General features: G+C 56.6%; 12 protein-coding genes. 2 read left to right on the top strand and 10 right to left on the bottom strand.

Features of this window, described 5'->3' with window-relative positions; all coding sequences use genetic code 11:
- Positions 1 to 14: 14 nt before the first annotated feature.
- From I6J23_RS10445 to dapE, 7 genes are all read right to left on the bottom strand, one after another.
- Positions 15 to 899, bottom strand: a complete 885-nt coding sequence (locus I6J23_RS10445) for a MarR family winged helix-turn-helix transcriptional regulator (protein ID WP_204582008.1) — start codon at positions 897 to 899, stop codon at positions 15 to 17.
- 361 nt (positions 900 to 1260) lie between these two features.
- Positions 1261 to 2133, bottom strand: coding sequence for a methyltransferase domain-containing protein (locus I6J23_RS10450; RefSeq protein ID WP_204582009.1), 873 nt, complete (start codon positions 2131 to 2133; stop codon positions 1261 to 1263).
- A 76-nt stretch (positions 2134 to 2209) separates the two neighbouring features.
- Positions 2210 to 2377, bottom strand: coding sequence for a DUF3117 domain-containing protein (locus I6J23_RS10455; protein ID WP_204582010.1), 168 nt, complete (start codon positions 2375 to 2377; stop codon positions 2210 to 2212).
- A 133-nt stretch (positions 2378 to 2510) separates the two neighbouring features.
- Positions 2511 to 3107 carry a DivIVA domain-containing protein gene (locus tag I6J23_RS10460; RefSeq protein ID WP_204582011.1) on the bottom strand — a complete coding sequence of 199 codons (597 nt, stop codon included), beginning with the start codon at positions 3105 to 3107 and terminating at the stop codon, positions 2511 to 2513.
- A gap of 38 nt (positions 3108 to 3145) precedes the next feature.
- On the bottom strand, positions 3146 to 4018 hold the full coding sequence (folP, locus tag I6J23_RS10465; RefSeq protein WP_430516403.1) for a dihydropteroate synthase: 873 nt from the start codon (positions 4016 to 4018) through the stop codon (positions 3146 to 3148).
- Between the two features lie 64 nt (positions 4019 to 4082).
- Positions 4083 to 5018 (bottom strand): TIGR00730 family Rossman fold protein, encoded by a 936-nt coding sequence (locus I6J23_RS10470; protein WP_412523845.1) that lies wholly within the window; start codon positions 5016 to 5018, stop codon positions 4083 to 4085.
- 37 nt (positions 5019 to 5055) lie between these two features.
- The gene (gene dapE, locus I6J23_RS10475) at positions 5056 to 6189 is read right to left on the bottom strand and encodes a succinyl-diaminopimelate desuccinylase (protein WP_204582012.1); all 1134 of its coding nucleotides are present in this window, start codon (positions 6187 to 6189) and stop codon (positions 5056 to 5058) included.
- 236 nt (positions 6190 to 6425) lie between these two features.
- Here dapE and I6J23_RS10480 point away from each other — a divergent pair, with 236 nt between their 5' ends.
- Positions 6426 to 7829, top strand: coding sequence for an amino acid permease (locus I6J23_RS10480; protein ID WP_204582013.1), 1404 nt, complete (start codon positions 6426 to 6428; stop codon positions 7827 to 7829).
- An 83-nt stretch (positions 7830 to 7912) separates the two neighbouring features.
- Positions 7913 to 8902, top strand: coding sequence for a 2,3,4,5-tetrahydropyridine-2,6-dicarboxylate N-succinyltransferase (dapD, locus tag I6J23_RS10485; protein WP_204582014.1), 990 nt, complete (start codon positions 7913 to 7915; stop codon positions 8900 to 8902).
- A 320-nt stretch (positions 8903 to 9222) separates the two neighbouring features.
- Here the strand turns inward: dapD and dapC are convergent, their stop codons facing one another.
- The 3 genes from dapC to I6J23_RS10500 all read right to left on the bottom strand — a co-directional run bounded on the left by dapC (position 9223) and on the right by I6J23_RS10500 (position 11611).
- A complete protein-coding gene (gene dapC / locus I6J23_RS10490) occupies positions 9223 to 10371 on the bottom strand; it encodes a succinyldiaminopimelate transaminase (RefSeq protein ID WP_204582015.1) in 1149 nt (382 codons plus the stop codon).
- Positions 10372 to 10491: 120 nt separating this feature from the next.
- The gene (gene fdxA / locus I6J23_RS10495; protein ID WP_204088261.1) at positions 10492 to 10809 is read right to left on the bottom strand and encodes a ferredoxin; all 318 of its coding nucleotides are present in this window, start codon (positions 10807 to 10809) and stop codon (positions 10492 to 10494) included.
- A gap of 244 nt (positions 10810 to 11053) precedes the next feature.
- The gene (locus I6J23_RS10500; protein WP_239454917.1) at positions 11054 to 11611 is read right to left on the bottom strand and encodes a hypothetical protein; all 558 of its coding nucleotides are present in this window, start codon (positions 11609 to 11611) and stop codon (positions 11054 to 11056) included.
- Positions 11612 to 11847 lie beyond the last annotated feature (236 nt).

Below are 11847 nucleotides of genomic sequence, written 5' to 3' on the forward strand. Positions count from 1 at the left end.
CGATCACGCCGTGTTTAGCGCTCGCCTTCGCTGACCAGCTTACGCATCACTGGAAGCGCTTCAGCCAAGACCGTCAGTTCATCAAGTGACAACGACGCGAAATCTTCCGCCACAGCTTCGCCCAAGCGATCCTGCCACTCATTGCACAAGTTGCGCCCCTTGGGTGTCACAGTCAACAACGACTGGCGTGCATCGGCAGTATCCTTTTCCTTATTGACCAATCCCTGCTTGACCAGGCGATTGACGAGTGTGGACACTGTTGCCATCGTCGACCGCTCGCGGCGGGCAACGTCGGAAATTCTGACGGGGCCATTATTCTGAATGAAACGAACCACTCTCCATGTAGCAGACGAGGGGGCCATTCCTGCCCGATACAGTGCGGTCCGAATGACGCGCGAACACATCATCGCAACTTCTGCCGCAAAGGCAGGAGTTTCCAAAGCATCGGACGGAACTGCCGAACCTGGTTCGTAGATGCTCGATCCAACTGATGAGTTCACCGTGCCCGTGCCATGACCGATGGGTCCGTCGAAGCCGCCAGAAGCTGTGCCACGGCGCATATCCGTGCGCCCATTGGCTCCTGCGACCGACGTCTCATGAGAATTACTATTGTCAGGATTCATCGTTAGGGTTGTACTCTCCGCGATAGTGCTCAAAACGCTACTGTCCAGCGCGGTGCTTCCGGCAGGTGCGCCAACCGACGCATCGCACCCGGTCGTACCACGTGCTAGTGCCGTACTAATCGCTTCTTTACTGAGAGACTTCCCGTCATCCGCACCACGTGGGTCCGCCAATGAGTAACCCACAACTGCAGTATCTACTGCATCTACTGAAGTGTCGTCGGACATCTGATGTCGAGGACTATCAAATTGTGGTGCAGTAACGGTGACAGACTTCATGTCAGTAAGTTCCTCCATGATTCGATGTGGTCAGTGAGTTCAGTGAGACTCCCAGCTGGCCATGATGACGCAATCAAGCGACCACATAGCAACCACATGAATCAGTGAAGGTGCGATAGTACGTGTTCCTTGGTTAGAGGAACCTCACTTATTATTTCGCTTTTGCAGCTTTTTTGTTAACACCTAACAACCAATTTTTTGTGGTTAAGAACGGACTCCCCCAACATATTCTTACGAACCCGTGCGTGAGCCCTGTTGTAAAGCCAGGAACTCCACGAGTACGTGTCAGCTACAGGCAGTACTTTCGGAGTATCCCCCCCGAATGAAATAAACCATAGCACACAAAGACCGTTAAGGGGAGCTACCTATGGTTCTTTTTCAACCTCGTCACCGTGGCGCGCGCAGTCACCGTCATCGAGTCAGGCAAGGTCGCAATTCTTTCCTTTAAATCCTCCGGACGAATATGCCGAGCAGAGGGACTCATCCCAACTTGAGCCTCAATAGCATCACGGCCCAGATTCATCTCGAATTCAACCTCCTCAGGCTCCCCATCAGGGGTAAGGTGCCCCGACGCCTGCTGAATCATTCGGTGAACTTTGTTCTTTTCAACGTCAATAATTCCAAGAGGCTCGCGAAGCTCAGCTAAATGACCGGGAGCAGCTGTCAAAACAACAACTTGTCCTTCGTCGGTAAGAACTCGCGCAAATTCTTCCGCGTTACGCGGCGCGAAAACAACGGTAATCGTGTCAATGGACTTATCTTTGACGGGAAGCCTCGACCACGCATCAGCAATAACAGCGCCCACACGAGGGTGGCAGCCAGCGATGCGCTTCGCAGCAGGAACGGAAACATCAATCCCGATTCCGCGCGAACCGGGAACGGCGTCGAGTGTATGAGCTAAGTAATATCCCGTCCCCGCGCCCACTTCCATGACGACAGGATGCTCATGGTCGCCAACCCCCGCATCATCCAGAACATCCTGTACATTCCCCGTTACGGCCTCAACGAATGGGCCAAAATGGCCACTGGCCAGAAATTTTTCGCGGGCCTGAATCATCGAGGCATCATCGCCTTTATACCTCAGGCCGCGGCCCCCCACGAGGGACACGTACCCCTGACGGGCAACGTCGTAACTATGGCCCGTATCAGAGACAAGGGTGGCTAAATTACCACCATCGTGGAGCGAAGAACCGTCGATGGGGTCAGATAAAACATCAAGAACGTCGGAGAGCAAGGTCTACCTCATCTTCAATCGATAACGTGTGGACTCTACTCTAGCCAGCGCACCCGACATCGGGCGATTACGATGCCTAACTAGCAGCTTCTGATAATACCGAGGCAAGCTCACCGGCTTCCTCATGGTTAAGTTCAACGACCAAACGGCCGCCACCATCAGTTGGAATACGCATCACAATCTTGCGTCCTTCTTCAACTGCTTCCATCGGGCCATCACCGGTCCGGGGCTTCATTGCTGCCATGGGCGAAATCCCTTCACTAAAAAAAGCTTGATAACTCCAGAGTAGCCCTGTTTTCCCGAAAACGTAGCGACAACCGCCAATCCGCTTCTCTGCGACCATGCTCCTACCGTCCCCGACGCCACTACCGACGATGTTAACGGCGCTTCGATTTCTTCCGCTTTTTCTTCCGCTTCCCCTGGGCACGGTTAGTCTTCGCTGAATTCGAGCGAGCAGAGTTCGGACGGCCGGAGCTTGAACGGTGATTGCCAACGGGTATGTCTCCGGACTGTGGTGGCTTTCCATGACCTGCACTTGTGGCCGGCCCATTCGTGGACTGAGCCCCGTCCGATTGTGTTCCCACAGGTTCGCTTCCCGCGTTCACGGTGCCCTCGACAGCACCTGTGCCACTGCTTGCGACCGTGGCAGCATCCGACGCTGTCAACTGTTTTTCTGCGTCATCGGCACGACGTCGATAACGGTCTCGGTCATGCTCCAGCTCTATCATGTGTTCCCTGGCTCGTTGCATCGCCAGATCAACTTCGCGCGGAGAATAACCGCGAAAGGATAAAGAAAACCGCATCGTCGCCAGTTCATCAGGACCAACAGTGGCCCCAGGTTCCAAGTCTTTCCGCTCATCAGGACGTTCGGCGGGGCCTAATTCTTCCCCCCGACCAAATAACGACGAGAACACCCACCACAAACCAGCAGAGACGACGACGAGGACAACGACGGTCACAATCCAATACAGCACGTGCATAGTCTACTGATTGTCCCGAGTTCGATACGTTCTCACTCCACACCGCGAGTCGTCGCGTACGGAGGAATAATGCCCTGCACTGCCAACGCCATGCGGCACGCGTCTAAGTTCTCGGCCACTTCGTGAACACGAAATACTGACACACCCTGGGCTGCTGCCAAGGCAGTTGCCGCCAGCGTGCCTGCCAACCGCTGATCCACCGGACGGCCGACGGTTTCTCCCACAAAGTCCTTGTTCGATAAGGCCATCAGCACCGGCCACCCCGTCGACACGAGGTCCCGGGCATGGCGCACTAGGGCCAAACTATGAAACGTGTTCTTTCCGAAATCGTGGGTTGGATCGATCAGGACTTTATCCTCAGGAACACCGCAGTTGACCGCGTGTTCTGCGCGTTGGGTCGTGAAACGAATCACATCCCCGATCAGGTCGTCATAATGAACACGACGCGGGAGCGTGCGCGGTTCCATCCCTCCCGTATGCGAGCACACCAGGCCTCGGTGATAATGGCCAGCAACGTCTACTAGCTCCGGATCAGCCCCTGCCCATGTATCGTTAATAAGATCAGCACCAGCGATAATCGCGGCTTCACCGACCGGGGCACGATAGGTATCCACACTGATGTAAACCGAGGGGAATTCCGCACGCACAGCAGAAACGAAGGGCACCACCCTATCGATCTCCTCAGCGATCGAGACAGGATCGCCCCGGCCTGCTTTGACGCCGCCGATATCAATGATTTCCGCACCAGCATCAATACAACTTCTCACGCGAGCCAGCGCGGCATCGTCGGTAAACGTTGATCCCTTGTCATAGAAAGAATCTGGAGTGCGATTGACGATCGCCATCATCGCTGGTCGACGGCTAGATTGATAAAAGCTGCGGGGATAGCCTCCAGAGCCGGACATCGCGTTTTCCCGTCGAGTGGTATCGGAATCCAAGTTCTCGCGATGGAACTCTGCCCCGTGATGATTATGAGTCACGAGAGGGGCCGCCATCAGAGGGATCGTGATCATCGGAAGCGTCCTGGCCAGAGGTATCACTGTCCTCGGCGAGCTTGCCTACACGGCGCAAAATCCCAGCCCGCTGCGAATGAGAAAGGCTGTTTTCCTCTAGCCGACGCCCCAGTTCCTCCACGAAACCCTCGTGCTTCGTCGTAATGTAGCCCACGGCCTCCTCGACGTCGTCCGTCACGAGGAAAAGATCTGGGTCTTCGGGCGAGACCATCTTTTCAGTAATCAGGCGATCCCGAATCCACTCCACCAAGCCCGACCAGAACTCCGTCCCGATCAACACAATCGGGTACCGCGTCACCTTCCCGGTTTGGACTAGGACCAACGCTTCAAACAGCTCGTCCATCGTCCCGAAACCCCCTGGGAGGCACACGAATGCCTGGGAGTATTTCAGGAACATTGTCTTGCGGACGAAGAAGTAGCGGAAATTCAAACCAAGGTTGACCCAGGCGTTCAAATTTTGCTCATGGGGAAGTTCTATGCCCAAGCCAATAGACAATCCGCCAGCCTCTGCACAGCCACGATTCGCCGCTTCCATCAGCCCCGGACCGCCGCCAGTAATGACACCATAACCGGCTTTATGCAGCGCGCGCCCAACCTCAACGCCCTTTTTATAATATGGCGAATCTACTTCGGCGCGTGCCGAACCAAATACGGTGACCGCGCGGGGGATCTCGGCCAGAGCGCCAAATCCTTCTACGAACTCACTTTGAATACGCAGGACACGCCACGGATCGGTGTGCAGCCAGTCCGCATCCTTCTGAACATCCAAAAGACGCTGATCGGTGGTGGATCGTGCATGAGTGTGGTCATGTGCTTTGCCACCGCGATCACGAAACACCACTGGGCCACGGAACCGCAGATGGCCTCGATCGTCGTCCTTCCCGCCCATCATGCGGGATGTCTTATGCCCCATCGTGCTGTCCTTCCCGTCACTTACTCGTCAAATAAGCCATGATCTGGTCTGATACTCCAGTGATCATCTCTACTGGGCACTGCTCGTCTTTCTTATGGGCAAAGGCCGGATCGCCGGGGCCAAAATTCACCGCGGGAATTCCCATCGCCGCAAAGCGGGCAACATCCGTCCATCCATATTTCGCTCGGACGTTCCCACCGGTCACGTCAATGAGCTCGGCAGCTGCGGCGTGATGCAAGCCCGGTAGCGCCCCCGGAGATTCATCGTCGATATCAAGGCGGAAACCAGGTTCCGGATTATCGGGGGTACCGACGCCCACAATCGCGAACGTCTCATCCAGCGCTTGTTGTGTCGACTTTCCCGGCGCGAAACGGTAGTTCACGAACATCCACGCTTCGTCGGGGATTGTGTTCGTGGCCACTCCCGATTCACACATCACGATGTTGAAGCCCTCGTGGTAGTGCAAGCCGTCGATCTCGACGATTTTGTCCCCATCATGGGCAGCAGCGCGCGCAATCACTGGGGCTAGCTTGTGCATTGCGTTATCCCCCAGCCACGATCGGGCTGAGTGAGCGCGCTCCCCCAGGGCAGTCACTTTGACGCGGACACTGCCTTGGCACCCCGCCTCGATTACGGCGCCCGAGGGCTCTCCCAAGATGGCGATATCGCCCTGTAGCCATTCGGGAGAATGTTCAGCTAGTTTCCTCAGCCCATTTTCTGTGGCCGCGATTTCTTCCGCCTCATACATGATGATCGTCATGTCGCGGGTCAGGTCTGGTGACTCGGCTAATTGGGCGAAGGCGTGAAGGAAAACCGCATCCCCCGACTTCATGTCGACGGTTCCGCAGCCGAAGAGTGCATCGCGGCCGTCTTTATCTTTGCCTCGTGTGCAGGGAACGTTATTAGCAATGGGCACAGTGTCCAGGTGGCCTGCCAACACCACCCGTGAGGGCAAACCCCGGTTAGTTTTAGCCATCACAGTGTTATTGAAGCGCTCAACGGTTATGCCATGCGCCTCATCGGACAACGCAGCGACGGCTCGTAGCGCTGCCTCGACGGCGTCGGCAATATTTTTTTCCTTCTTAGAGACACTCTCGATATCAACGAGAGCCCTGGTGAGATCAATGGGGTGCTGAGTCAGGTCAATCACGCCACCAGAGTAACCGCCGGGGCGGACACGCGCATGCGCGATGCATTTGTCCGAGATTCCGCGGGATTTGGTTGAGCCGCGGTTCCACATTTCGCCACGGTTCCACGTCGGTAAACCCGCGCTTTCCGGACACCCTGGTCACCGCTGAGTAACGAACCCGCTATTCTGAACAGATCGAATAGATGTATCAGCATGGGCACGTAGCTCACTGCTCCCCCAATACCAAAGGGCACTTCATGACGAACAATGCTTCACAGGGCGATGAATCTTCCGATTCCACGTCGCAACTGGGACATGGGTTAAAAGTTCGGCACCTCACGATGATGGGGTTGGGCTCCGCCATCGGCGCAGGGCTCTTCCTTGGAACAGGCGTCGGTATTAAAGCCGCCGGACCGGCAGTATTAATTTCCTATATTGTTGCCGGATTCCTTGTTGTTCTGGTGATGCGAATGCTGGGTGAACTCGGTGCCGCCCGACCCAATACAGGAACATTCTCTGCATATTCCCGACAAGCTTTCGGTCAATGGGCCGGTTTTTCCACCGGCTGGTTGTACTGGTTCATGCTGGTCATGGTCATGGGTGCTGAAATCACCGGTGCCGGCGCGTTTATTGGTAATTGGTTTGGTGTCGACGGCTGGATTCCAGCGCTCATCTGTGTCATCATTTTCACCTTCATCAACATAGCTAAAGTCCGTGGCTTCGGCGAATTCGAATACTGGTTCGCCTTCATCAAAGTCGCGGTCATCATCTTTTTCCTCGTCGTCGGCGTTCTCCTGATATTCGGGCTTCTCCCCGGGCACTCCATGGTCGGATTGAAGTATGTGAGGGAATCCGGCTTCGCCCCGAACGGAGTGGGTGGGATCGCTGCCGGTCTGCTCGCCGTCGCCTTCGCCTTCGGTGGAATCGAAATTGTGACCATCGCGGCCGCCGAGTCTGAGAATCCCAGCCGTGCCATCGCCACCGCTGTGCGTTCAGTAATTTTGCGCATATCCGTCTTCTACCTGGGATCTGTGCTGGTTATTATCTTCCTTCTGCCCTATTCAACTCTGGGCAAAGCAGAGGGCGCTGCCGATTCCCCCTTCACCCGGGTCCTCGCCCAGGCCGACATCCCCGGTGTCGTCGGATTCATGGAAATAATTATCACGTTAGCGCTGTTGTCGGCATTCAACGCGCAGATTTACGCTACTTCCCGAGTAATCTACGCCATGTCCAAAGAGGGCGACGGACTTAAATTCTTCACCGCGACAAATCACGAAGGGGTTCCCACGCGGGCAGTGTGCCTCTCCATGGCGCTGGCCTACTTGTCTGTGGCACTTCAGATCTGGGGTCCAGCGAACCTCATTGAATTGTTCTTTAACATCGTCGGTGGTTCGCTCTTGGTGCTCTGGTTTATGATCGCCGCTTCAGAGATCAAACTGCGGCCCGAAATGGAAGCAGAAGGGTCATTGCCTGTGAAAATGTGGGGATATCCGTACATGAGTTATGTCGCTCTGATTGGTCTGCTCGCATTGACCGTTCTCATGCTGTTCGACAACTCAGCGCGACCCCAGGTCATTGCCGTTGGTGTGTTCTTCGCCGCGCTGGTTGCCTTGTCGGCGGTCTCCCGTCGACACAATGCATCGGTGGTTCCTACTAAGTAAGCACTGTACTGAAGTAGGCACTGTACTAGGGCCACTGCGCACCTCGACGTCGTTTGTCGCAACGCTTGGGTATTGTGTCCCCTATGACTTCATTTTTAACTACAGGTGCCATTGCTGATGGACTTGCGACCATCACCGACGACGGAATCGTGTTGGATTCATGGTTCCCGTCCCCATCCCTGAGCGACGACATCAACGAAACCACCACTGCTGAGCTCGGTTCTGACGCCCCCGAGGAACTCGCTGCGGCGGCACACAGCGACAAGGATCGCCACGTGCGCCGTGTAGCGATCCGCACTCAGATTAAAGACCTATCAACCCCGCCCACCGATGCTTACGACGCGTACTTACGCCTCCACCTTTTATCTCACCGCATCGCACGCCCCCACAGCGTAAATGTGGAGGGAATTTTCAGCACACTAACCAACGTCGTGTGGACTAATTACGGGCCCTGCTCCACCGAAAACTTCGAATCGACGCGCGCGCGGCTATCAGCCCGTGGCCCCGTCACTGTGTTTTCCGTGGACAAGTTCCCGCGCATGGTGGACTACGTCATGCCCAGCGGTGTCCGGATTAGCGACGCCGACCGCGTCCGCCTAGGGGCACACTTAGCGGCCGGCACTACGGTTATGCACGAGGGCTTCGTTAACTTCAACGCTGGGACACTCGGACACTCTATGGTGGAGGGGCGAATCTCTGGCGGTGTCGTTGTGGATGATGGCACCGATATCGGCGGTGGAGCCTCCATCATGGGGACACTGTCCGGCGGTGGCAAAGAGGTCATCTCGATCGGAGAGCGCTGCCTCCTGGGCGCCAACTCCGGTGTCGGAATTTCCCTTGGTAATGACTGCGTTATTGAAGCCGGGCTATACATCACCTACGGCACCAAGGTCGTAGCTCGCGGGCCCGTCGCAGAGGCCATGGGACTGAAAGACAGCTCACCGATTAAGGCTGCCCAGCTCTCAGGCGCGAATAACATCCTGTTCCGCCGCAATTCCCTGTCGGGATCCGTGGAAGCCGTTGCTTGGCAGTCCTCCACGGTGACGCTAAATGACGACCTTCACAAGAATTAGACTGGTCGACCCTTAAACTGGTCGACCCTTAAAGTGCGCATAGATGCGCGCCCACTGTGCCCTACCGAGGCACTGGCGACACCGAATCACTGGCGACAACGAGGTTGTGCGAACGCATGACAAAGCAAAACAAGCCCCCACGGCCCACTGAATTAGACCGAGCACAAACAACCAGTCTCGTCGTTGTGCTGGTGGTGTGTGTGGCGTGTGCATTCGTCCCCTACACAGCCATAAAAATTATTGCTGCGCTCGTGATGATAAGCCTGCTCGTGGGGCTCGGCCTACGCGTGTGGAGGGACAGGTCGGGGCGCTGGTGACCTCTACCCCGCAATCCGCTGGGCCGCCGCAGTGATCTGTTCGTCCGTGCCCGTCAGTGCAACGCGAACGTGCTTGGCACCTTTCGGACCGTAAAACTCCCCCGGGGCAACGAGGATGCCCCGCTGCGCAAACCAATCAACTGTTTCTCGACATGGCTCATTGCGGGTGGACCATAGGTACAGGCCAGCTTCCGAGTTGTCGATGGTGAATCCCGCGTCGCGAAGAGCCGCAGCGAGGATCTCACGCCGATTCCGATAAATTTCCCGCTGGAGCTGCTCAAAACCGTCATCATTCAGTGCGGCAACAGTGGCTGCCTGAATCGGTTGGGGAACCATGAACCCCGCGTGCTTACGGACCGCCAGTAACTCGTGGATGAGATGCTCGTCGCCCGCCAACCAACCAGAGCGATACGATGCCATGTTCGAAGTCTTCGATAGCGAATGAACCGCGATCAGGTTGGTTGTGTCCCCATCGCAGACATCGGGATGAAGAAGGGACACCGGCGGCGTGGGCCGTTCACCACGAACACCGTTAGCGTTCGTCGTCCAACCCAGGCCCAAGTAACACTCATCCGAGACGACGATGACATCACGTTCCCTAGCCCACGACACAACTTTCCGCAGGTGCTCGAGGCCCAGAACTTTGCCCGTCGGGTTTGAGGGCGAATTGATGTACATCAGCGTCGGAGCCTGCGGGCCAAGCTGGAATGTGGAATCCGCCCGGACAACCGACGTCCCCGCCAACAACGCACCGACCTCATACGTCGGGTAGGCGAGTTCCGGAATCACGACTGTATGTCCTTCGCCCAGCCCCAAAAGGAATGGCAGCCACGCAATCGCTTCTTTCGTCCCGATCACCGGTAAAACCTGTTGCTCAGGGTCAAGGGACATGATGCCGTAGCGACGAGTCATCGCGTCGACAATAGTCTGCCTCAACTCCTGCGTGCCGACAGTTTGCGGATAACCAGGAGCCCCCGAATTCTCTGCCAGGCCCAGCTGAGCAGCAGGAGAAACCGGATCGACGGGTGTTCCCATCGACAAGTTGATGAACCCATCCGGGTGCGATTCGGCCTTCGCGCGAGCATCCGCGAGGGAATCCCACGGGAAATCCGGAAGCAAAGACGAACGAACAATACGGGGCGGGTGCGCCATACAAAGCCTCACAGCAGAAACGGACGCGACACAGGGACGCGAGTGGACAGGAAGAAAAATACGATCATCGGACAGCCCGATACTATCCCAACAATAGCGTTCGGGAACCCGAGTGAAACCCTAGGCTTGCGGCGGAAGTTCTGCGACGAGGGGCGCGTCGAAATCCTGTGGCCCCAGACGGGCAGCACCACCCGGCGATCCGAGATCGTCGAAGAACGCGGCGTTCGCGTCGTTGTAGTCGATCCACTCGTCGGGGACGTCATCCTCGTAGAAGATCGCTTCCACGGGACACACCGGTTCGCACGCCCCGCAATCGACACATTCGTCGGGGTGGATGTATAGACTGCGAACGCCCTCGTAGATGCAGTCAACCGGGCATTCCTCAACACATGCCTTATCCTTCACGTCAACGCAGGGTTCCGCGATGGTGTAAGCCATAGTCTCCTCCTCTTTCGCCTTTTCTTCCCGTTGTCTTCCTGTTGTGCAGTGTTACGACGTCGTCACCGTCGGATCGCTGCGCCGTGGCTGGTCTTGCCATGCCTGTTCTTGTTGTCCGAACTGGGGTCAGGGCGCGCCCAATGTCGTCAAGCGGTTCCATGATGCCACGCGTCAAACAAAAAATGAACCTATCTGTCTACTTTTCGTCTGCGGGGGCAGCGTTTTATGGCCATTACCAGTCTATTTACTTTTTCTTTGTGGGGTTATTTTTCTCCTTGGGACGTTTGCCACCCGTCGTCGTGGTGGATGGGGGTGGATTGACCTGATCCATCGACGAGACCACCGACCGCATCAACGGCCACGCCGCACCCGCGACACCGGCGATCATGAATACGACTCCCACGAGGTTGGGCACGATCCACGTTGTTCCCCGCGTCCCTGGCAGCGACGGCCACGTGACAGCGATGAAATAGAGCACGATCCACGTCACACCGGGAAGGCTGGCCCACGCCAACTTTTTCGTCCACAGCAGCGCCGTCGTCCCGAGGACATAGTTGAAGCCAGCTGCGATGAGAATCATATAAGGGAACGGGTAGGTGTGGCCGCCGATGGTAATTCGACTGCCCAGGTACACCATCTCCAAGAAGAACGACAGTGCAGACCCGACAGTCAACCAGGCGATGCCTGCAATGCGCTCCCCCTTGCTCACGTCTTCACGCGGCTGGGAATGGTTGGGGTCTCCCCAATGTTTTTCCATAGTTCTTCCCCGCTTATCGACGCTGACCAGGCCGCTCGGATGCATCGTACTCTTCTCCCTCATGGGGCTGATCTAAGGAAAACGCGCTCCGCCCTCGTGCACGCACGACTGAGGAATCGTATGCGTCGCGGGCCGGAGTAGTCTTCTCCCACGGGCCGCGTCCACCGTACGCCACCACGTAGTGTTCTTCTCTCATCAGCGGTTGAGCAATACGGTTGGACAGTGCAAACACCTTGGGGACCACAGCGGGATCGCTGACCGCCCACGCGGATTCTGGGTTC

Origin of the sequence: Corynebacterium kroppenstedtii (genome assembly GCF_016894245.1) — a bacterium.
In the GTDB taxonomy this organism is placed as follows: Bacteria; Actinomycetota; Actinomycetes; order Mycobacteriales; family Mycobacteriaceae; genus Corynebacterium.